The organism is Stenotrophomonas sp. 14P6.2.3 (assembly GCF_057799055.1).
In genome coordinates this window covers 26,595-47,400 of record NZ_JBYOLA010000014.1, presented here as the reverse complement: position 1 = coordinate 47,400, position 20,806 = coordinate 26,595, and the positions used below count along the sequence as shown (strand labels likewise).

Sequence of the window (20,806 nt, the reverse complement as noted above, 5' to 3'; positions counted from 1 at the left end):
CTACATTGGGTAGACTCACCCGAATGGGAATCGCCCTGCCAGCTCCAGACAGCCTTGGTCTCGGCCTCTATTCGTACGCCGATGCCGCGCGCTTCATTGGCGGCAAACCATCCGAGCTCAGGCGCTGGATCAAGGGATACGAAAGCCGACGTCACGGCAATGTCCAGGAACATCCGCCCCTCTGGTCGTCGCAGTGGGCTGGATCGGACATTGATGGGATCGGCTTCCGCGACCTCATCGAACTCCGCTTCATACGCACGTTTGTTGCATGTGGCGTACCACTCAACCTGATCCGACGGACCATCGCGGAACTTCACGAGCGGCTGGGCAAGGACTATCCCTTCACCAGTACGAGCTTCAAGACCGATGGCCGGCGGATCTTCATGGAGCTTCTGGACGAAAGCGGAGACGCTGCCTTGGTTGACGTTGTGAAACGTCAGGACGTCATGCGCAAAGTCATCGCGCCATCTCTGCGCGATGGAATCGAACTGGGAATCGATGATCGCGCCGAACGATGGTTCCCCATGAAAGGTTCACGGGCAGTTGTATTTGATCCAAAGCGAAGCTTCGGTCAACCCATTCTCTCCGAATCGGGTGTTCCTACGATCGCCATCGTCGAAGCCTTGCAAGCCGAAGGCGGCGACGCGCGGCAGGTCGCCCGATTGTTTGACCTGCCTCTGGCTGCAGTGAGGAAAGCGCTGCAGTTCGAGGGTCGGGCGGTATCTTGAAGGCGCAGATCGACGAGAATCTTCCGCCTGCTCTTGCTAGGGCGATCGATGCCATTGCACGCGGTTATGATCATGAGGTGCTTCACGTAAGGGAATTCGTGAAACCAGGTACCACTGATCTGGAATTGTTCGAGGCAGCCATCCAACGCGGCATCCGCGTTCACGTCACTCAGGATCATCATCAGCGCAAACCTGTTGAACGTGACGCCATCGCACGCCTCGGTTTGACGGTCTTTGTACTTGCCAGGGGGTGGGGCACGCTCAGTCACTATGATCGCGCAGCGCGGCTGCTGGAATGGTGGCCAAAAATGATGCAGCAAGCCGAGCTCGTCCAACCCGGAGCCATGTTCCGCGTACCGCATGCGAGAGCGTCCGGCGCGCGGTTGGCGCAGATCAAAGCTACGCGATAGGCGCATACAAAAACGCCGGGCAGTGCCCGGCGTTTCCGTCACAACGTGGAAGGGTGCAATCCTCAATACTTCCCGTCAAACGCAAAAACCGGCTTGCGCTTCTGCCACAACCCCGCAGTGAAATCCGGGAACTCCAGCGTCTGGAAACTGTTGGCGATCGACTGCTCGCTCAACGGGGTAATCGCACTCCATGTCACTGCGTCGTAGATGTCGATCGGCATCGGTGCCTTGGCCTTCAGCGCTTCCACGAACGCATGGATCACGAACCAGTCCATGCCGCCGTGTCCCGCACTCGCTGCAGTGTCGGCATTCTGCTTCCACAGCGGGTGTTCGTACTGGTCCTGGTACTTCTTGAACTCTTCCCACTGGTGCGGCGGGCTGCGGCCTTCGATGTGGATCGAATGGTTCACGTCCATCCACAGGCCCTTGGTGCCCTGCACGCGGAAGCCCATCGAATACGGTCGCGGCAGCGAGGTGTCGTGCTGCAGCAGGATGGTCTCGCCGTTCTCGCAGGCCAGCGTGGTGGTGACGATGTCGCCGAGCTTGAACTTCACCTTGGTGCTCGGGTGGGTGGTGCCACCACTCTTGGCCACGGTGTAGTCGTGCAGGCCGCGTGCCTTGGTGGCGAACGCGTTGATGTGGGTGAAGCGGTTGCCGCGGTTGATGCCGGTATACATCGCGCAGGGGCCGATGCCGTGGCTGGGGTAGAGCTCGCCATTGCGCTCCACCGAATGCTCGGTGCGCCAGCGTGCTTCGCTCCAGCCCTTGGGGCCGAATTCCACGCCGCTGTCGTAAGGCTGGTTCGGGTCGCCGGAATTGAACTTCACCCCGCGCAGGTCGTGCTGGTAACCGGCCTGCAGGTGTACCAGCTCGCCGAACAGGCCCTGCCGCACCATCTGCAGCGCGGCCATCACGTCGCGGCGGTAGCAGACGTTTTCCAGCAGCATGTACGGGGTGCCGGTGGACAGCTGCGTCTTCAGCACGTCCCAGTGGTCCTGCAGGGTGATGCCGGCCACCACCTCGCAGCCCACGGCCACGCCGGCCTGCATCGCGGCAATCGCCATCGGTGCGTGGTATTCCCACGGCGTGGCGATGATCACGCCGTCGATGCCCTTCTGCTCCAGCAGGCGCTTCCAGGCATTGCTGTCACGGTCCTGGCCGTAGGTCTTCGGCGCAGGCTTGCCCGCCTTGCTGACCATCTCCACCGCGCGACCGAGCATGATCGGCTCGATATCGCACAGGGCAACGACTTCAACGTCGTCGCGACGCACCAGTTCCTTCAGCAGCACAAGACCACGCATGCCGGTACCGATCACGGCCAGGCGTACCTTGCGGCCACGTGCCCATGCCGGGGTCTGCGGCAGCAGGCTGCTGGCGGCGACAGCGGCACTGGCCGCGATGAATTCCCTACGCTTCATGGCAAACACTCTCCTCTTGAAGGCGCGCCAGCCTCGGCCAGCGCGCCTGGTCACGCAAACGGAATTACTTGAACCGGTAGCCGATGGTCACACTGTAACCACGGCCGAAGATGGTGGCGTAGTCACTGGAGTCACCCAGGAAGCTGTTCGGGTCGTAGAACGGCAGGCGGTTGAACAGGTTCTTGACCGTGAAGCTCAGGTTCCAGGCATCGTCCGGGCGCCAGGTGACGCTCATGTTGGCGGTCCACCACGACGGTGCACCATCGCACTTGCTCTTCTGCAGTGCCAGGTAGCCGCCGGTGCAGGTCTCCTTGTTGTTGCTCACTTCGTCGACCTGGTCGGTGGCCCACTTGGTGCCGCCCACGTAGTTGACGAACATGCTGGTGGTGACCTGCTTGTAGGTCCAGTCGGCATTCAGCGTCGCGCGCAGGCGCGGGTTGTTGTAATAGCCCACCACGTCGCCGTAGAACCAGCCGTTCTGTTCATCCATGTAGAAGCGGTTGCGGTTGGCGATGGTCGCGGCCAGACCAATGTTCAGCCCACCCCATTCACCCAGCGAGAAGCGGCTGCGCGCATCGATGTCGAAGCCATCGATCAGGGTCTTGCCGCGGTTCTTGTACTGGCCCACCACGCTGGCCACGTTGCCGGCCGAGTAGCCCGGCAGCGTTCCCGGGCAGCTGACGCCACTGGCCGGGTCGGCGCACATCGCCGACAGTACGGCCAGATTGGCGCGATCGCTGTCGGTGATCGGCGAGCGCGACGACGAGATGATGTCTTCGGCGCGGCGGTAATCCGGGGCGACGATCTCGTTGTCGCGGTAGATGAACCAGTAGTCGGCCGACACCGACAGCCAGGTGGCCGGCTCATAGACGAAGCCCAACGTGGCGATCTTCGCCTTCTCCGGCTTCAGGTTCTGGTTCGGCTGGGTCATGCGCGCCACGGTGCGGCTGCAGTCCACGTTGAGCAGGCTCTTGCCCAGGTCAACATCACCGCCGCGCTGCGATTTCAGCAGCAGGTTGGCGATGGCGTTGGTCTCGGCGCAGCGCAGTTCATCGCGGAAGCCACCCAGCTGCGCGTACACGCCGCCGTTGCCGGACTCGGCCAGGCTGGGGGCCCGGAAGCCGGTGGAATAGGTACCGCGCAGCATCAGCTGGTCGAACGCCTGGTACTTGAAGCCGATCTTCGGCGCGACGTTGGCGCTGAAGTTCGGGTACTTGTCCACGCGCACGGCCGCGTCCAGCTCCAGCTTCTCGGTGATCGGCGCCACCGTTTCCGCGAACAGTGCATAGGTGTTGCGCGCGCCATCGAACCACGAGCCACCCTGCTGGGTGATCAGGCCGGCGGCCGCGTCGGCGTTGCCGGGGGTGTAGAAGGTTTCGCGGCTGGCGTTGAAGCCGAACGCGGCGCGCATGTCACCGGCCGGCAGCTTGAACAGCGGGCCCTCGATCTTGCCGTCCAGGGTATGCAGGCGCGTCCACGACTGGATGTCGAAGGTCGGGAACGCTTCGCGGATCAGTGCGCCGTTGGCCTCGCTGATCTCACCGAACTTGTACGCCGGATGATCGGAAATGATCACCCGGCCCGTGCCCGGGTCGATGCTGTACGGACCGAAGGCCTTCTCGAAGCCCTTCACGTTGACGTTGATCGTCTGGTAAGTGGTCGAGTGCGTGCCGGCAGTGGCGAACGCGGTTTCCCAGTTCCAGTCACCGACGTTGCCACGCGCGCCGGTCAGCACGCGGTAGCTTTTGTCGGTGTTGCGCTGGCCGAAGTAGTTTGCTCCGGCGTCCTGCAGCAGGTACTGCAGGCCGACCACGCCACCCATCATGGCCTTCAGCTGGGGACTGGCGTGGTTGTACTCGTTGTTCGGGCCCAGGAACGGATACAGGAACTGGTTGACGTTGTTGCCGGTATCGCGCGAGAACCAGCTGGTCGGGTTTCCGGTAGTGGTGCCGTAGCTGCGCGGCGTACCGCCGTTGGCACGCAGGTCGATATCGGTATAGGTGGCCTCGGCGAAGATCTCGGTGCTGTCGCCCACCAGGAAAGTGCCGTTGAGGTAGGCGGTGTTGCGCTCGGATTTGGCGCCCGCGTCGATCTCGTTGTTCATCCAGGTTTCCCAGACGCAACGCGGGCCGGCCGCTTCACTGGTCAGCACGTTCTTGCAGCCCGGCGCGGCTTCCTGCACGCGGCGGCCGGTGACCGGATCGAACGCGAAATAGCTGCCCGGGTTGAACTCACCCGGCTTGCTGCCCACGCCCAGGCGCAGGTTGTTCAGGTAGTTGGGGTTGTTGACGTAGTACTGGTCCGGGCGCTTGTCATAGAAGTCGGCCAGCGGAATCGCGTCGCGACGGTACATGTTCACCGCGCCGTAGATGTTGAAGCGGTTCTCGGCAAGGTCACCGAAGCCGGCGGTGATGCTGGCCTGGCGCTCGCCGTAGGAATCGATACGCGAGGAGGTGTCGTTGGTGAAACTGATCTCCGCGCCCTGGAAGTTGCGCTTGGTGATCACGTTGATCACGCCGGCCACTGCGTCGGTGCCGTACACGGCCGAGGCGCCGTCGGTCAGCACTTCCATGCGTTCGATGGCGGCGGCGGGAATCGCGTCGATGTTGACGAACTGGGTCTGGAAGCCCGCCGGCGCGCCGTAGTACGACAGGCGACGGCCATTCAACAGCACCAGCGTGCCTTGTGCGCCGAGGCCGCGCAGGTTGGCCTGCGATGCGCCGTCGGAACCGGTGAACAGCGAGCGCGAATCCTGCTGCGCTGGCCGTGCGGCCGGCAGGTTGTCGAGCACCTGCAGCAGCGTGCGCGCACCCATGTTCTGGATGTCCTGCTTGCTGATCACCTGCACCGGCGAGGCGGTTTCAACGTCGGTGCGGCGGATGTTGGAACCGGTGACCTCGATGCGGGCCAGGTCGGTGGCCTTGTCCTTGCTCTCCTGGGCGAAGGCAGGAACGGCGACCGACAGCAGCACGCCGGCAATGGCCAGCGACAGCGGTGCGATCGAGCGACAGGGGGGGCGGTGGTGGCGGGCGGGCAACATCGGGGTTCTCTCCTGGCAGGGGTGCGGCGCGAATGGTGGATCGGCGGGCAAAACGCTCCCGGGCCACGGCCCCCACAGTCGTGGTGAAGCCGTAGTCGGAATGGGCGGGGGAGGAGCGGTGTTACGTGGCGGTCATGGGGCGACGATGCTGGCGGAGTCGCCCTCCTGGCCGATCAGCACGGCGTTGGCCCAGTTGGCACAGACCTGGGCGGGTTGGCTGCCCTGCGCACCCAGCGTGCGCAGGCTCAGGGTGGAAAGGCCACGGATATCCAGCTCAGGCTTGACCACACCGGGCGCCTTCACCAGGCCGCTGTCGTACAGCAGGTGGTTGTCACCCCAGACCTGGAACTGCAGGCCACCGGCCGTGCGGCAGGCGTCGTCGATGCCGAGGTCGGCGCGCAGCAGGCGCCAGCCACCCTGCAGGCGCAGGTCGATGCGGCTGTTGGCGGCCACGCCGAGGCCACGGCGGAACTGCAGGCCGTTCATGCGCATGCCGGCGTCGCCAGTGAACGCCTTGTCGGCGCGCACCTGGCTGGCCAGCGCGGCCGGCACCGGCAGCTCGGAGAGATAGCGCTGCCGGGCCGGTCGCTCCGGTTCCTGGTGTTCAAGGATGTGGAAGGTGGACAGGGCAATCGGGCCGACGTCGCGCGGTTGCAGCGCATCGAAGGCACGCGCACTGCCCTGCGCGGCAGTCACCATCGGATCGGTACTGCTGGCGCCATCACCTTCGGGGTTCTGCACGCTCAGCACGCGGAAGCGCAGCAGGCGGCCGGCGTGGGCCGGGAAGTCGATGCGCTGCACGCCTTCCTTCAGCTGCAGGTGGCCGCGGGCGATGGGTTCGCCCCACTCGCCATTGCTGTCGCCGAGGTACACCTCGTAGTCGCGCACCTGGCCGTGCTTCCAGTTCTTGTCGTTGCGCGGTGCGATGTCGATGCCATCGATCATCCTGCGTTCGCCGAAGCCGATCACCCACTCATGGGCGCCGGTGCGCACGGCCTGGTTGCGCACGCTGCGGAACCACGTGGCCGGATCATCATCGAAGGCATTTTCCAGCGCATGCCCGGGTTCTTCGGCCGGGCGGTTGACCACCAGCAGGCTGTCGGCCGGCAGTTCGCGGCCCAGCACCGGTGCGGCCGGGTAGGCATCGTCGGCGGCCGCTGCGGCGACGGCGAAGTCCAGCTGCAGCTGCAGCGGCTGGCGGATGTCCTGCGCAGCGGTACGTACGTGCAGGGTGCCGCGACGCTCCTTGGCGTCGAAGTACCAGCCCTCGTTGGCGCTGTTGAACGCGGTCGCGTCGGCCAGCGCAGGCAGCGTACGGCCAGCGGCCTGCACTGCACGCGGCGCCTGCCGGCTGAGCACACGCAGGCCATAGCGGCGCTGCGCCAGCTGGCCGTTGTACTGGCCCTGCACCGGATCGATCTGCACCTGCACCGGGCCACTGCCCTGGGCAGGCGCCTGCACGCGGATCAGCTGCGTGCTCGACTCGCCCTGCTGGTAGCGGCGGGTGTTGCCATCGTCTTCGTACAGCGTGTACTGCGACTCACCCTGCGGGTACAGATCGAAGGTCACTTCATCGAGGGGTTTTTCGCCGTCGAACAGCATCGACGGGTACATCGGCAGGATCGCACCGGCACGCACGAACAGCGGCAGCGTGGCCAGGTCCACCTGGCGGTCAAGCTGGCGGCCATCGGCGGCGGCCTGCACGCGGCGGCCATCCCAGTAGTCGATCCAGCCGCCGGCCGGCAGGTGGATGTCGCGGCGCCAGCCACGGCTGGCGGCCTGGCTGCGGTACACCGGCGCGACCAGCAGGTCGCGGCCGAGCAGGAACTGGTACTTGTAGGTTTCATCCTGCGCGTGCGGATCGCGCGGGTTGTCCCACATCAGGCCTCGCACCGGCGGTGCACCGGTCTGCGCGGCCTCGTGCACCAGCCCGTACATGTACGGGGTCAGGCGCATCTTCAACTTCAGGTAATCGCGGTTGATGCTGCGGTAGGGCTCGTCGTACCACCACGGATGCTTGCGTGCGTTCGACGACCAGCCACTCATGCCCATCAGCACGGGAGTGAACGCCTTCCACTGCAGGTCGCGGGTGAAGGTCTCGGCGCTGCCGCCGAAGATCGCATCCACATCGCCACTGGCGTAGGCCATGCCGGACAGGCCCGAACCCACCAGGGTCGGCACGTGCCAGCGGATGTAGTCCCAGCTGCTGCTCTGGTCGCCGGTCCAGGCCACGGCATAGCGCTGGATGCCGGCCCAGCCCATCACCGTCCACAGGAACGGGCGCGAATCGGAATTGTCGAGGATGCCGTTGAATGCCTGGCGGTTGGCATCCATCGCGAACTGGTAGCCCTTGCCGGTCCAGGCCACATCCAGCTTCTGCACGCGGCTGCCGGCCTTGCCCACTTCCCAGGCGATCTTGTCGACGCCGTTCTCGGTCCACAGGCCGGTGCGGAAGCCATATCCGGCCAGGCCCTTCACGGTTTCCGGCAACTGCTTGTAGCCGCAGCCGTAGCCATCGTTGGGCAGGATCCAGCCGCCGGGCATGTCGTTGGCGCGGTACTGCTTGGCCACGCTGTCGATCACATCGGGGGTGGTGCCGGTCGGGCCGTCGCTCCAGCCTTCGGGCACGGTGCCGGGCTTCTTGCTGTTGTCGCCGTCGTTGTAGCAATCGGCATCGCCGTAGGACAGCGCCCAGCGCGCGACCATGTTCGGGCGGCCGGTCAGCTGGGTGTAGCGCTCGATCAGCTTCGGCAGATCGGCGCCAACGAAGTAGTAGGCATCGAAGCGGTCTTCGCGATGCAGCAGGGTGGCCTGGTCGCTCTGGCGCAGGTCGTAGCTGCCGTCACTCCATGTGTTGCGCAGCATGCCCCAGCCACGGCTGCTCAGCAGCATCGGTGCCGGGCTCGGGCGATCGCCCTCTTCCCAGCCGCCCGAGTACGAGACTTCCAGCTCGCGGCCCTTGAACTGGTAGCGGCCGTTCTGCTGGCCGCCACCGTAATAGCCTTCATCGGCCTGCGAGGACAGCACCTGCACGCTCTGCGCGGCATCCAGATCCAGCGGCTGCAGTTCCTGCCACAGCGCGGTGGGCTGGCCGTTGTCCAGGCGCTCCAGGCGCAGGCGCAGCGGCTGCCGCTGTACATGCAGCACCAGTGCAGCGGTACGCACGCGGATCTCCTGCGCGTCTTCTTCCAGCTGCGCCTGCACGTTGGCCTTGGGCTGCGGCAGCACAATCGGCGCGGCCTTGTCGCCGGCGCCGGTCAGTTTGCCGTTGCGGCCGGCCTGCACGCGGATGATGTCGGTGGCCGGCAGTTCGATGCGGATGCGGGTGCCGTTGTCGGTCTGCAGGTCCCAGCCACTTACACCGTCGGTGCTGGCACTGGCGCTGACCGAGCGCAGGTTGCCGACCGGTGCGGCCTGGGCCGACAGGGACGCCGACAGCAATGCCGGCAACAGGGCCAGCAGCAGTGGCGAACGACGAACGCAGATTTCCACACGGACTCCCAACCCGTTCACCGGGCGTTTCGAAAGCGGTTGGGCCGACTCTAGGGCAGCGATTCGAAAGATGTCAACAAATTGAAAGGAAAAAGGAAGATATATTTATATGAAACGAAAGTTGTTGCGCTGCAATACTTTGTGTAAGCGCTTGCAGGCCCCTGTTAAGCATTGTGCGATACGGCATCTGGCGGTTTCTTTCGTTTCCAGCGGCACGCCGCGTCGGGAAAGTCGGCACGGCGATATCTTTCTTTTTACTTTCGGTATTTGACATTTCGAAAGAAAACGCAGATGGTGCGCTGGCCCAACTGGAACCTCCGAATGGACGTCACCCTGCTTTCCGATCTGTCCGCCTGGCAGCGCCGCGGCGGAGCCGATACCGCTACCGAAATCGCCCAGCAGCCGGCGCTGTGGGAAGTCCTTGCACAGGATCTGTCGCGCGCCCGCGACCGCCTGCAGGCCTTCCTCGGCGACAGCCTCAATGATCCCAACCAGCGCGTGCTGTTCACCGGCGCCGGCAGTTCCGGCTTCATCGCCGAAATGGTGGCCGATGCCATCAACGCGCAGTGGCCGGCCGAGGTGCGCGTGGTGCACACCACCAGCCTGCTCACCCATCCGGCGCTGTACCTGCAGCGCGACCGTCCGACCCTGCTGGTGTCGTTCGGCCGCAGCGGCTCCAGCCCTGAAAGCGTTGCCGCGGTGGACCGCGTGCGCAGCGACGTGGATGATGCGCGCTTCCTCGATATCACCTGCAATGCCGATGGCGAACTGGCCCGTCGTGGCGCCGGCCGTGCCGACACCTGCACCCTGCTGATGCCGTCGGCCAGCTGCGACCGCGCCTTCGCCATGACCAGCAGCCTGACCTGCATGCTGCTGGCCGCACTGACCGTGTTCGACCGTTCGCCGTGGGATGCGCGCATCGCGCGCCTGAAGCAGATTGCTGGTCTCGCCCGCGAAGGCCTGGCGCAGTGGGACGCACCGGTGGCCGCGCTGGCGCAGCGCCCGTTCAACCGGGTGATCTACCTTGGCAGTGGCCCGCTGGAAGCACTCGCACGCGAAGCCGCGTTGAAGGTGCTGGAGCTGACCGCCGGCCGCGTGCTGGCGCTGGCCAACACCCCGCTCGGCTTCCGCCACGGCCCGAAATCCACGCTGGACGGCAGCACTCTGGTGGTCGTGTTGCGCAGCGGGCAGCCGCTGGCGCGCCGCTATGAACAGGATCTGCTGGAAGAACTGCGCCGTGACGGCGTGGCGGGCGAGGTGCTGTCGATCGGCCCGCATTCGGATATCGGCGCCGATGATGATTACACGCTCACCGTGCCTGCCCTGGATGACCCGTGGCTTGCGCCGGTGTGGCTGGGCTTTGCGCAGCTGTACGCGCTGCAGCGTTCGGCCGCACTTGGCCTGACCCCGGACAATCCGTTCCCGGACGGCACCGTCAACCGCGTGGTCAAGGGTGTCACCATCCACCATGGCTGAGCTGATCGCCAACGCCTGCTACGGCATCGACATCGGCGGCACCAAGACCGAGCTGGTGGTGTGCGATGCGGCGATGCAGGTCACCTGGCGGCGCCGCGTGGCCACTCCGCAGGGTGACTACGACGGCTTCCTGCAGGCGGTGGTGACACTGGTCGCTGAGGCCGATGCCGCGCTGGGTCGCAGCGATGCGGCCATCGGCATCGCCCTGCCCGGCGTGCGTGATCGTCGCAGCGGCCGCCAGCTCAGCGCGAATGTTCCTGCGCTGACCGGCCAATGCGTGGCGAGCGATCTGCAGGCACGCCTGCAGCGCCCGCTGCATTTCGGCAACGACCTGCAGTGTTTCGCGCTCTCTGAAGCGCATGGCGGCGCGGCCGATGGCTACCCCAGCATGTTCGGCGCCATCCTCGGCACCGGTGCCGGTGGCGGCTTCTGCCTGCAGGGACGCCTGCTGTCCGGCTTCAACGGCCTGGCCGGCGAATGGGGCCACTGGAGCGTGCCAGGGCACCTGCTGCAGCGCCATGGCCTGCCGCTGATCGATTGCGCCTGTGGCCTGCAAGGCTGCGTGGAACGCTACGTGTCCGGTAGTGGCCTGGCGATGATCGAGCGCCACCTCGGTGGTAGCGCTGCCGATGCCAGCGTGGTGATCGCCCTGGCCGAAGCCGGCGACGCGCGTGCACGACAGGCGCTCGACATCCACCGCGATCTGCTTGGCCACAGCCTCGCCGCACTGGTGCTGGCCCTGGACCCGCACGTGATCGTGCTCGGCGGTGGTCTTTCCCAGTACGCACCGCTGTACCAGCTGCTGCCTGCGGCCATCGCCGCGCATCTGTTCAACGGCGTGCAGGTACCGCCCATCGTGCCACCGCGCTTCGGTGATGCCGGTGGCGCACGCGGTGCCGCCCTGCTGGCCTGCCAACCCTCGTTTTCCTGATTGACCGGAGCTTGACCATGTCCCCGTTGCAGACCCTGCTTGCCTCCCACCGCGCCGGTGCCAACGTCGGCCTGTACAGCGTCTGCTGCAGCAATGAACAGGTGCTGCGTGCGGCCATGCACGTGGCGTTGGCGCACGATACCGTGCTGCTGATCGAAGCCACCTCCAACCAGGTCGACCAGTTCGGCGGCTACACCGGCATGACCCCGCCGCAGTACCGCGACTACGTCGGCACCTTGGCCGATGAAGAAGGCTTCCCGCGGGAGCGCCTGATCCTCGGCGGCGACCACCTCGGCCCGAATGCCTGGCAGAAACGCCCGGCTGCGGAAGCAATGACCCATGCGCGCGTGCTGATCGAAGCCTACGTTGCCGCTGGTTTCCACAAGATCCACCTGGACTGCAGCATGTCCTGCGCCGATGACCCGGTGCCGCTGCCCGATGCCATCGTCGCTGCACGTTCGGCCGAACTGGCTGAAATCGCCGAACGCACCGCCGCCGAACACGGCCTGCCGCCGCCGGTCTATGTGATCGGCACCGAAGTGCCGATTCCCGGTGGCGAAGCCTCGCTGGCCGGTGGCCTGCAGGTGACCATGCCGGCCGCCGCCGCACAGACCCTGGCCATCCACCAGCAGGCCTTCGATACCCCGCAGCTGCGCGATGCATGGCAGCGCGTGCTGGCAATGGTGGTGCAGCCGGGCGTGGACTTCGACCACAGCAGCGTGCACGAGTACGACGCTGCCGCCGCCAGTGAACTGGCCGACTTCCTCGAACAACAGCCGCGCATCGTGTTCGAAGCGCATTCCACCGACTACCAGCGCGAAAGTGGCCTGCATGCCCTGGTGCGCGACCATTTCGCCATCCTCAAGGTCGGCCCCGCGGCCACCTTCGCCTACCGCGAAGCGCTGTTCGCGCTGGCTGCCATCGAAGCCGAGCTGCTGCCGGCCGCACAGTGCTCGCGCCTGCCGCAGGTGCTGGACGAAGTGATGGTGGCGCAGCCGAAGTCCTGGCAGTCCTACTACCAGGGCGACGAAGCGACCCTGCGCCTGCTGCGCAGCTATTCCTTCAGCGACCGCTGCCGCTACTACTGGGGCGAGCCGGCGCTGCTGCAGGCCGTGCAGACACTGTTCGCCAACCTGGAACAGCACGCGCCACCGCTGGCGCTGCTCAGCCAGTATCTGCCGGAGCAGTACCGCGCCGTGCGCGAGGGCACCCTGGCCAATACGCCTACCGCCCTGGTGCAGCATCGCATCGGCCTGTGCCTGGGCGAATACGCCCGCGCGTGCAGCGCCAACCAGGCCGGATCCCGCAAGCACAACGCAACTTCGGCTGCCGCCGTACTTGCGAACGGCTAATCTCTACCTTTCCCTGCGAAACCGAGAATGGCCATGCGCAACACCCGCTCCCGCCGGCAACAGATCCTGCAGCTGCTGATCGAGCACGGCTCGGTGCAGGTAGCCGATCTGGTCGAGCGCTTCGGCGTGTCGGCGGTGACCATCCGTGCCGATCTGACCCACTTCGAAGCGCAGGGGCTGGCCACGCGTACCCACGGTGGTGCCACCCTGGTGCGAACGCCGCCGCAGGAACAGGACATCCACGAGAAGGATGCGCTGAACCTGCCGCTGAAGGATTCCATCGGCACCGCGGCCGCGCGCCTGGTGCAGGCCGGTGACAACATCATCATCGACTCCGGCTCCACCACTATGACCTTGGCCCGCCACCTGCGCGAACACCGCGATGTGACGGTGATGACCAATGGCCTGAACATCGCCTGGGAACTGGCCAACGCCGCCGGCATCACCGTGCTGCTGACCGGTGGCCTGCTGCGCCAGCAATCGCTGTCGCTGCAGGGCAGCCAGGCCGAAGCCAGCCTCAACTCCTACAGTTTCGACACGCTGTTCCTGGGCGTGGATGGCCTGGACCTGCAGTTCGGCCTGACCACGCACGACGAAGCCGAAGCACGCCTCAACCACCGCATGGTCGAACGCGCACGGCGCATCGTGGTGCTCACCGACGCCTCCAAGTTCGGCCGCGTCAGCCTGCACCGCATCGCCCGCCTCGATCAGATCCACGCCATCATCACCGACGCCGGCATCGACGAGGCAACCCGCGAGGGGCTGCAGCGGCTGGGCATCGAAGTGATCATCGCCGAGCCACCCGCATGACCGACACCCGCTCCCTGCACGGCCGCATCCTTACCCCACTGGGCTGGCGTCGCGGCCAGGTCCAGTTCGATTCGCACGTGCGCCAACTGCAGGTGGACGACCACAGCGGCGGCGATGACCTGCAGCTGCCGGTGATCCTGCCCGGTTTCATCGACCTGCACGTGCATGGCGCGGCCGGCGTGGACCTGATGCAGGGTGGCGATGTGGCCCGCACCATCGCCCGCACCCATGCGCGCTTCGGCACCACCACGCTGCTGGCGACCACCATGACCGCCGGCCTGGACGAGATCGAGTACGCGCTGCAGGGCGTTGCGGCAACAATGGCCGCGCCCGATGCCGATGCGGCCTGCATCGCCGGCGTGCACCTGGAAGGCCCCTTCATCAGCCCGCAGCGGCTGGGCGCGCAGCCCAACCGCACGATCGAGGCGACGATGGCGCTGGTGCGGCAGCTGCACGCGCTGGCACCGATCCGGGTGATGACGCTGGCGCCCGAGATCGGCGAGCACACCGCGCTGATTCCCGCGCTGTCCGCACTCGGCATCCGCGTGCAGCTCGGCCACAGCGCCGGCACCTACGAGGAAGGCGTGGCCGCATTGCAGGCCGGTGCTTCCGGCTTCACCCATCTGTTCAACGGCATGACCGGCGTCGACCACTACCGGCCTGGCATCGCCGCGGCTGCCCTGGCGCACGCGCAGTACGCCGAGATCATTCCCGACCTGCAGCACATCCACCCCGGCGTGATCCGTCTGGCCGCACGCGCGATTCCACGCCTGTACGCGGTGACCGACGCGACCGCCGCCACTGGCATGCCCGATGGCGAGTACGCGCTGGGCGAGCAGCGCGTGCACAAGTGCGGCGGCTGCGTGCGCCTGGCCACCGGCTCGCTGGCCGGCAGTGCGCTGACCATGGACCAGGCGCTGCGCAATCTGGTGCAAGTGGGATTGGATCTGGCTGACGCGTCGCAGCGCGTGTCCACCTTCCCCGCCGATTACCTGGGCTTGAGCGATCGCGGCCGCATTGCGCCCGACGCCCGCGCCGACCTGGTGGTACTGGATGCGGAACTGCGTCTGCAGCAGGTGGTGGTCGGTGGCCGCGTGATCGACCTGCACTAAGCGACGCACGTCTGTAGAGCCGAGCCATGCTCGGCTGCTTTTCGCACCGACATCGACGACGTCCGCGCCGCGCTTCGCGCGGCCAGCCGAGCATCGCTCGGCTCTACATGAAGCGCGCAAGCGCATTGCATCAGCCACGCACCATCCCCGTTATTCCAGGAATACGCCGATGACCGCAGCCACTGCACCTGCCGTACCCGCTTCCACCGCCCCGCGCTGGCCCGTACGCTATCTGCTCTTCATCGGCGGCCTCGGTGGCCTGCTGTACGGCATCGACATCGGCATCATCGCCGGCGCCCTGCCCTATCTTGAAGCCACCGCCAGCCACGCCTGGCAGCTCAGCAGCCAGCAGCTCGGTTTCGTCGTCGCTGCGGTGCTGCTGGGCAGCGTACTGTCCTCGTTGTTCGCCGGCATGATCGCCGACCTCATCGGCCGTCGCGGTGCGATGCTGCTGGCCGGCATCCTGTTCACCGCCAGCATTCCGATCATGGCGCTGGCGTCGGGCTACACCCCGCTGCTGCTGGGGCGACTGCTGCAAGGCGTCAGCGGCGGCCTGATCGGCGTGGTCATTCCGCTGTACCTGGCCGAAGTGCTCAGCCCTGAGCGGCGCGGCCGCGGTGCGGCGATGTTCCAGCTGCTGCTGACCGTCGGCCTGGTGCTGGCCGCGTTGATCGGCCTGTACCACGCGCATGCCGTGGACGCCGCCGCAGAAGCCGTGCGTTCGCTGCCGGTCGCGCAGCAGGCGCAGGAACTGTTCACGGTGAAGGACCATGCCTGGCGCACCATCTTCTGGACCTGCCTGGGGCCGGGCCTGCTGTTCTGCGCCGGCATCTTCTGGCTGTCCGAATCACCGCGCTGGCTGGTGCGTCGTGGCCGCATCGATGATGCGCGGCGCAGCCTGCAGCGCGTGCTGCCCGCTGCCGACGTCGAGCCCACGCTGGCGCAGATCCAGGCACCGGAATCGAGCAGCAGCAGCGGCAAGCGCGACCCGCTGCTCAGCCGCCGCTACGTGGTGCCGTTCGTGCTGGCCTGCGTGGTGCTGGCCTGCACCCAGGCCACCGGCATCAACTCGGTGCTGGCCTATGCGGTGAACATCCTCAACCAGGCAGGCCTGTCCGGCTCGGTCGCCAACGGCGCCGACGTGGCGATCAAGCTGCTCAATGCGGTGATGACCGTGGTCGCGCTGCTGCTGGTCGACCGCAAGGGCCGCAAGTTCCTGCTGATGCTGGGCAGCGGTGGCATCTGCGTGGCCTTGCTGGCCGCAGCAACGCTGTTCTTCCAGGCCGAACGAGGCCGCGCCGACGTGCAGCCGCAGCTGCAGGCCGCGGTAAGTGGCGACGGCCTGCAACTGGTACTCGACGACGCGCGGTGGCAGCGTCTTGCCGGTAGCGTCGACCGCGAGGGCCGGCCGCTGCAGCTGACCGTGTCCTACGCCTACGGCGACTTCACCAACGTACGCGCCCTGCGCAGCGACAACCTGACCGACCGCGAGCTGCGCATCGAACGCGCCGGCACCGTGCAGCCGGACAGCGTCATCGGCGCGTTCTTCCGCACGGTGCACCTGAATCCGTTCGCCGACCCGGCCAGTGCCGCGCAGGCACCCCTGCGCATCGAGCAGGCGCGCATCGGCCCGATCCCGCCGCCCGCGCATGGCTGGGCGGTCGCTGCCTGCATCCTGGTGTTCGTGGCGTTCTTCGCGGTCGGCCCCGGCGTGTGCGTGTGGCTGGCGCTGTCCGAGCTGATGCCCAACCGCATCCGCTCCAACGGCATGAGCATCGCGCTGCTGATCAACCAGTTCGTGTCCACCACCATTGCCGCGATCTTCCTGCCGACGGTGGGGCACTACGGCTACGCCAGCATGTTCCTGTTCTGGGCCGGCTGCACGTTCGTGTTCTTCCTGGTGGCTGCATTGTGGTTGCCGGAAACCAAGGGCCGCTCACTGGAAGAGATCGAAGCCGGATTTGCCCGGTAGCGGTCGACCTTGGTCGACCTCCGCGCGCAGCGCGGAGGTCATATGGCTGGATCAAAGCGCAGTCGACTTTCAGCCGACGCTACCCATCGCGCTGCCGCAGTGAAGTAGACCTCAGCGCAGCTTGCGCAGCTTGAACGCCACCAGCACCTGCAGCACGCCGTACAGCAGGCTGCCGATGCCGATCCACAACGTGGTTACCGCCACGCCGGCATACGGGTTGGCTGCAAACAGCAGGCCCAGCACGATTGCCAGCACACCGCTGAGGATCAGCAGCCACTCACCCTGGATCTGCTTGCGTACGCGAATGGCGAAGACGATGCGGTAGATACCCGCCACCAGCAGCCATGCCGCCAGGAACAGCACCAGCACGCTGGCAGTGGCCAGCGGATTGATCACGGCCAGGATGCCGAAGCCCAGCGAGGCGACGACGTAGAGCAGCAGCCAGCCGCGCGAGGCGCCGCTGCTACCGGTGACCAGCGCCAGCAGACTGATGACACCCTCGACGATGGCCATCACGCCCAGCGTCCACGCCAGCGCGATGGCGGCCGACATCGGCCAGCCGATCGCGATGATGCCGAAGCCCAGCGCGACCAGACCGTACAGCAGCAGGATCCACCAGCTGCGTCCAACGGCCGACAACAGAGGAGACAAGGGGGAATTCATGACCACTCCTTCGATCCGGGTTCATGGCCATCCTAGCCCTTGCGGATGAAAGGGGCGATCACGGAACGCGAGCGCAGACCCATGCACGCACCTCTCCTGCGCCCACCAGCCGCAACGTCTCTGCAATCTCCAGCACGGTACTGCCGGTGGTCATCACGTCGTCCACGATGGTCAGCCGCGCTGGGACGGCGCCGCGCACATCGAAGGCGTCGAACAGGTTGTCGCGGCGCTGCTCGGCGCTGCGTTCGGACTGCGGGGCGGTGTGGCGACGACGATACAGCCCACGCCACGTCGGCAACTGCAGCAGGCGGCACAGTTCGGCGGCCTGGTCGTAACCACGTTGACGCAGGCGTTTCCGGTGCAACGGCACGGGTACCAGCGGCGCGCACGACCATGGCGGCGGGTTGCGCAGCATCAACTGCGCAAGCAGGCGTCCGGCAGCCAGATCCTGATGGAACTTGTAGCGGACCAGCAGTTGATCGACCGGCGGCAGGTACAACAGACTGGCATGGGTCGCGGTCTGCGCTGGCGGCTCATCGCGGCAGGTTCCGCAGATGGGCAGGGCTTCATCCGGTAGCGGCAGCGCGCAGCGACGGCAGGCGCGACCCGCCCACGGCAGCTCGGCGAGGCAGGCGGGGCAAAGATCGAGTCTGTCGTGGCCGGGCTCGCTGCAGACCAGGCAGCGCAAGGGCAGCAGCAGGCGAAAGGCAGCCTGTAGTGGTTCACCGAGGACAGAAGGCAGTGGGAAGCGCATGCCGCAGCATCGCCCTGCAAGCGCAGGCTGCCCATCGGTGAAGGGACTGCATGCATGTCAGTACAGGGAGCGTTGCCCTTGGGGGTCCGCGTCTTGCGCGGCCGTAAGCCTGCGTCGCACCTGCTACCGCGCGCTTTCCCTCCACCACGCGGATACCCAGACCGTGCTTGGCCGAGATATGGGTCACATGGTAGCGGGCGCGATCGAAGGGATCGCGGGTGATCATCACGCCCGAGCTGTCCGAGGGCGCGGCAAGCCATCCCTGCGGATCCGCCGCCAGCTATCATCACCATGGGCACGGTTGCCCTGGACGGGTCTCTGCTGCATGGACGGACTGACGCTTGTCAAAGCAACCGCGCAGGATGCGGATGTGGTCTTCAGACTGATGCAGCTGTACTACTTCGAAGCCTCTGCCTGGAGCGGTGAGGAGATCCGTGCCGATGGCCTTTACGACTGCGCACTTGCCGATGTCCGGGCTCGCCTGCAGGAAGAACCCGAGTGGACCCGTCTGCTCTGGCTCGATGGCCTGCTGTGTGGATTCGTCCAGGTGGATGACGTCGAGTTCCAGGGGCGGCGCGTGCCAGAGTTGGCGGATCTGTTCATCCTTCCAAAACATCGCGGTAAAGGCATCGCATCAGCAGTGGTTGCAGACCTCGTGCGGCCAACAACGGGGGAATGGTTGCTGGCCACATTCCGCAAGGACCATGCAGCGCACGCATTCTGGGAGCGCAATCTTGCAAAGATGGGAATGGCTTGCAGCGTCCCAGCCGGGTCAGAGGGAACAGACTTTCGCTTGTTCCTGATCAGGGCAATATCCTGATGTTGATGCACCTGTCCAATGCATGGCGGTGCAGATTATTCATCAAAACCGCTTGTTTTTCCCTCTTCGGGACCGTGCACTGTCGACCAGCGCTGTGCACGAAACTCCGAACGGATCGACGTCAGGCGCGCGTAAGCGCGATCCATCGGTAGCCGAAATAGACGGCGCCTGCGGCGACGGGCGCCAGACTTATCCAGAGCGGCAGCCCGAGCACGAAGAACATCAGTGTGGCGGCAGCAAGCGCGAGGATCGACAGCCCGATCACCCGGATATCGAACAGCGCGATATCCGCTGCGTCTTCTTTCCAGGTGTTTTGCGCCCGGCCCCTGCTGGCGCGCTGCCGACGCAGCAGCCATACATCGGAGACGAAGCTGGCTATCCCTTCCAACAGATCACCGATGAAGCCAGACATGGACGATTCCTGACGGCCGGATTGAAGGGGTAGATCTTCATGGCGCGCGCGTTGGCGCGTCAAGCGATCGTTCCCGGGGCCCGGGGGAGCCGATCCAGCGTGATGGATCGTGGCATGCGCTGCTTGACAGGCAACCGGGATGTCCTGACTCTCCGCAGCATGACTATCGACGTTGAACACCTGAGCCTGCGCGAACTGAACGCCCTTGTGACTGCTGCCGAGCAGCGGAGGGCGCTGGTCGCCAGCCGCCGCCCGGTGGCCGTCGTCCGCCGCAAGCTGATCGCCTTCGCTGCGCAATGCGGTTACACGATCGAGGAACTGATCGGCACCGCGCCCGCCGAGGCCACGGCGCCGGCGAGAAAACCTGCCGCACGGCGCAGGCCCGGCAAGGTAGCCGCCAAGTACCGCGATCCGGACAACAAGCGCAACACGTGGTCGGGCCGCGGCCGGATGCCGCGCTGGCTTGCCGAGAAGACCAAGCATGGTCGCAGCCCCGCTGATTTCCTGATTCCCGGGCTGGGTCGGTCCGCCGCTCGCAAGACCAGCACGATCGGCCAGCGAACGGTCTTCAAACAAGGCTGACTGCAGACGCTGGGCGCCCGGAGCGGACGCTGGCCGGCCACTCACGACGGCGTCTCATCGCTGAACCGTGCAGCCAACGCGCGCGTTTCCAGGTACGGCGGTGCATCCGCTGGTCTGCCTGCTGCGTACCTTCCATGCCCCCATGCCGGGGGCGGAAGTACCCAGGAGACGCACCATGCACGCTCTTCTTCAACGTATCGCCCTCACCGCCAGCCTTGCTGTGCTCTGCGGCACCGCCTCGGTCAGCTTCGCCGCCGACACGGTGATGGTCGGTGGCGCTGCGATGTACCCCAACAAGACCATCGTCGAGAACGCCCTCAACTCCAGGGACCACACCACGCTGGTGGCCGCCGTGAAGGCCGCCGGGCTGGTGGATACGCTCAATGGCAAAGGCCCGTTCACGGTCTTTGCGCCCACCAACGAGGCATTTGCCAAGCTGCCCGCAGGCACGGTCGACACTCTGGTCAAGCCGGAGCACAAGGCAGACCTGACCAAGATCCTGACCTACCACGTGGTCGCCGGCACCCATACCTCGCAGCAGTTGATGGCCGACGCCAGGAAGCACGGCGGCACAGTGTCGCTGAAAACCGTGGAAGGCGAGCCGCTGACCGTGAAGCTGCACGACGGCGCGCTTTGGGTGGTTGATGCCAAGGGCGGCAAGGCCGCCATCAGCATTGCCGATGTCAGGCAGTCCAATGGCGTGATCCATGTCGTGGACACGGTACTGATGCCGAAGTGATCTGATGCGCCGGGCGGGCATTCAACGCAATGCCCCGCTCGGTGCATGGCTCGTGCACGCTGGCCGCTCTACTGCATCGTAGCGACGGCAGTTAC

17 protein-coding genes are annotated in these 20,806 nt (G+C 66.0%); 11 read left to right on the top strand and 6 right to left on the bottom strand.

Annotation, left to right across the window (positions count from 1 at the left end; genetic code table 11):
* Positions 1-23 precede the first annotated feature (23 nt).
* Together AC27VL_RS12720 and AC27VL_RS12715 are read left to right on the top strand one after the other, a co-directional pair.
* Positions 24-728, top strand: coding sequence for a DUF433 domain-containing protein (locus tag AC27VL_RS12720; protein WP_488766741.1), 705 nt, complete (start codon positions 24-26; stop codon positions 726-728).
* On the top strand, positions 725-1,138 hold the full coding sequence (locus AC27VL_RS12715; protein WP_488766739.1) for a DUF5615 family PIN-like protein: 414 nt from the start codon (positions 725-727) through the stop codon (positions 1,136-1,138). The genes AC27VL_RS12720 and AC27VL_RS12715 overlap by 4 nt, the downstream gene beginning before the upstream one ends.
* A 62-nt stretch (positions 1,139-1,200) precedes the next feature.
* Here AC27VL_RS12715 and AC27VL_RS12710 read toward each other — a convergent pair whose 3' ends face one another.
* The 3 genes from AC27VL_RS12710 to AC27VL_RS12700 form a co-directional block, all read right to left on the bottom strand.
* Complete coding sequence (locus tag AC27VL_RS12710) at positions 1,201-2,556, bottom strand: Gfo/Idh/MocA family protein (protein WP_488766737.1); 1,356 nt, start codon at positions 2,554-2,556, stop codon at positions 1,201-1,203.
* A gap of 64 nt (positions 2,557-2,620) precedes the next feature.
* Positions 2,621-5,596 carry a TonB-dependent receptor domain-containing protein gene (locus AC27VL_RS12705; RefSeq protein ID WP_488766735.1) on the bottom strand — a complete coding sequence of 992 codons (2,976 nt, stop codon included), beginning with the start codon at positions 5,594-5,596 and terminating at the stop codon, positions 2,621-2,623.
* A gap of 132 nt (positions 5,597-5,728) precedes the next feature.
* The gene (locus AC27VL_RS12700; protein WP_488766813.1) at positions 5,729-9,088 is read right to left on the bottom strand and encodes a TIM-barrel domain-containing protein; all 3,360 of its coding nucleotides are present in this window, start codon (positions 9,086-9,088) and stop codon (positions 5,729-5,731) included.
* Positions 9,089-9,409: 321 nt separating this feature from the next.
* Here AC27VL_RS12700 and AC27VL_RS12695 point away from each other — a divergent pair, with 321 nt between their 5' ends.
* The 6 genes from AC27VL_RS12695 (at position 9,410) to AC27VL_RS12670 (ending at position 16,741) form a co-directional block, all read left to right on the top strand.
* Positions 9,410-10,564: an SIS domain-containing protein gene (locus AC27VL_RS12695; RefSeq protein ID WP_488766733.1), complete on the top strand. Its 1,155-nt coding sequence runs from the start codon at positions 9,410-9,412 to the stop codon at positions 10,562-10,564.
* Positions 10,557-11,495, top strand: a complete 939-nt coding sequence (locus tag AC27VL_RS12690; protein ID WP_100553919.1) for an ROK family protein — start codon at positions 10,557-10,559, stop codon at positions 11,493-11,495. Before AC27VL_RS12695 ends, AC27VL_RS12690 begins: the two co-directional genes overlap by 8 nt.
* A 17-nt stretch (positions 11,496-11,512) precedes the next feature.
* A complete protein-coding gene (locus AC27VL_RS12685; protein WP_488766731.1) occupies positions 11,513-12,847 on the top strand; it encodes a D-tagatose-bisphosphate aldolase, class II, non-catalytic subunit in 1,335 nt (444 codons plus the stop codon).
* Between the two features lie 33 nt (positions 12,848-12,880).
* Entirely contained in the window at positions 12,881-13,657 is a 777-nt protein-coding gene (locus tag AC27VL_RS12680; protein WP_099819958.1) for a DeoR family transcriptional regulator, read from the top strand.
* On the top strand, positions 13,654-14,769 hold the full coding sequence (locus AC27VL_RS12675; protein WP_488766729.1) for an N-acetylglucosamine-6-phosphate deacetylase: 1,116 nt from the start codon (positions 13,654-13,656) through the stop codon (positions 14,767-14,769). The genes AC27VL_RS12680 and AC27VL_RS12675 overlap by 4 nt, the downstream gene beginning before the upstream one ends.
* Positions 14,770-14,938: 169 nt before the next feature.
* Positions 14,939-16,741, top strand: coding sequence for an MFS transporter (locus tag AC27VL_RS12670; RefSeq protein ID WP_488766727.1), 1,803 nt, complete (start codon positions 14,939-14,941; stop codon positions 16,739-16,741).
* A gap of 111 nt (positions 16,742-16,852) precedes the next feature.
* Here the strand turns inward: AC27VL_RS12670 and AC27VL_RS12665 are convergent, their stop codons facing one another.
* Both AC27VL_RS12665 and AC27VL_RS12660 read right to left on the bottom strand, forming a co-directional pair.
* Entirely contained in the window at positions 16,853-17,404 is a 552-nt protein-coding gene (locus tag AC27VL_RS12665; protein WP_100553923.1) for an HdeD family acid-resistance protein, read from the bottom strand.
* 58 nt (positions 17,405-17,462) lie between these two features.
* Entirely contained in the window at positions 17,463-18,158 is a 696-nt protein-coding gene (locus tag AC27VL_RS12660) for a ComF family protein (RefSeq protein ID WP_191077656.1), read from the bottom strand.
* 325 nt (positions 18,159-18,483) lie between these two features.
* Here AC27VL_RS12660 and AC27VL_RS12655 point away from each other — a divergent pair, with 325 nt between their 5' ends.
* Positions 18,484-18,978 carry a GNAT family N-acetyltransferase gene (locus AC27VL_RS12655; RefSeq protein ID WP_488766725.1) on the top strand — a complete coding sequence of 165 codons (495 nt, stop codon included), beginning with the start codon at positions 18,484-18,486 and terminating at the stop codon, positions 18,976-18,978.
* A 121-nt stretch (positions 18,979-19,099) separates the two neighbouring features.
* Here AC27VL_RS12655 and AC27VL_RS12650 read toward each other — a convergent pair whose 3' ends face one another.
* Positions 19,100-19,390 carry a hypothetical protein gene (locus AC27VL_RS12650; protein ID WP_488766723.1) on the bottom strand — a complete coding sequence of 97 codons (291 nt, stop codon included), beginning with the start codon at positions 19,388-19,390 and terminating at the stop codon, positions 19,100-19,102.
* A gap of 114 nt (positions 19,391-19,504) precedes the next feature.
* Between AC27VL_RS12650 and AC27VL_RS12645 the strand changes: the two genes are divergently transcribed.
* Positions 19,505-19,972 carry an H-NS histone family protein gene (locus AC27VL_RS12645; RefSeq protein WP_223880052.1) on the top strand — a complete coding sequence of 156 codons (468 nt, stop codon included), beginning with the start codon at positions 19,505-19,507 and terminating at the stop codon, positions 19,970-19,972.
* Between the two features lie 175 nt (positions 19,973-20,147).
* Complete coding sequence (locus tag AC27VL_RS12640) at positions 20,148-20,711, top strand: fasciclin domain-containing protein (protein WP_089237606.1); 564 nt, start codon at positions 20,148-20,150, stop codon at positions 20,709-20,711.
* The last annotated feature ends 95 nt before the right edge of the window (positions 20,712-20,806 follow it).

Excerpts from the sequence above, each read along its gene's own strand:
- AC27VL_RS12655 (WP_488766725.1), top strand. The coding sequence starts at position 18,484 with ATGGACGGACTGACGCTTGTCAAAGCAACCGCGCAGGATGCGGATGTG.
- AC27VL_RS12640 (WP_089237606.1), top strand. The coding sequence starts at position 20,148 with ATGCACGCTCTTCTTCAACGTATCGCCCTCACCGCCAGCCTTGCTGTG.
- AC27VL_RS12695 (WP_488766733.1), top strand. The coding sequence starts at position 9,410 with ATGGACGTCACCCTGCTTTCCGATCTGTCCGCCTGGCAGCGCCGCGGC.
- AC27VL_RS12660 (WP_191077656.1), bottom strand. The coding sequence starts at position 18,158 with ATGCGCTTCCCACTGCCTTCTGTCCTCGGTGAACCACTACAGGCTGCC.
- AC27VL_RS12720 (WP_488766741.1), top strand. The coding sequence starts at position 24 with ATGGGAATCGCCCTGCCAGCTCCAGACAGCCTTGGTCTCGGCCTCTAT.
- AC27VL_RS12665 (WP_100553923.1), bottom strand. The coding sequence starts at position 17,404 with ATGAATTCCCCCTTGTCTCCTCTGTTGTCGGCCGTTGGACGCAGCTGG.
- AC27VL_RS12705 (WP_488766735.1), bottom strand. The coding sequence starts at position 5,596 with ATGTTGCCCGCCCGCCACCACCGCCCCCCCTGTCGCTCGATCGCACCG.
- AC27VL_RS12685 (WP_488766731.1), top strand. The coding sequence starts at position 11,513 with ATGTCCCCGTTGCAGACCCTGCTTGCCTCCCACCGCGCCGGTGCCAAC.
- AC27VL_RS12650 (WP_488766723.1), bottom strand. The coding sequence starts at position 19,390 with ATGTCTGGCTTCATCGGTGATCTGTTGGAAGGGATAGCCAGCTTCGTC.
- AC27VL_RS12645 (WP_223880052.1), top strand. The coding sequence starts at position 19,505 with ATGCGCTGCTTGACAGGCAACCGGGATGTCCTGACTCTCCGCAGCATG.
- AC27VL_RS12710 (WP_488766737.1), bottom strand. The coding sequence starts at position 2,556 with ATGAAGCGTAGGGAATTCATCGCGGCCAGTGCCGCTGTCGCCGCCAGC.
- AC27VL_RS12690 (WP_100553919.1), top strand. The coding sequence starts at position 10,557 with ATGGCTGAGCTGATCGCCAACGCCTGCTACGGCATCGACATCGGCGGC.
- AC27VL_RS12670 (WP_488766727.1), top strand. The coding sequence starts at position 14,939 with ATGACCGCAGCCACTGCACCTGCCGTACCCGCTTCCACCGCCCCGCGC.
- AC27VL_RS12680 (WP_099819958.1), top strand. The coding sequence starts at position 12,881 with ATGCGCAACACCCGCTCCCGCCGGCAACAGATCCTGCAGCTGCTGATC.
- AC27VL_RS12675 (WP_488766729.1), top strand. The coding sequence starts at position 13,654 with ATGACCGACACCCGCTCCCTGCACGGCCGCATCCTTACCCCACTGGGC.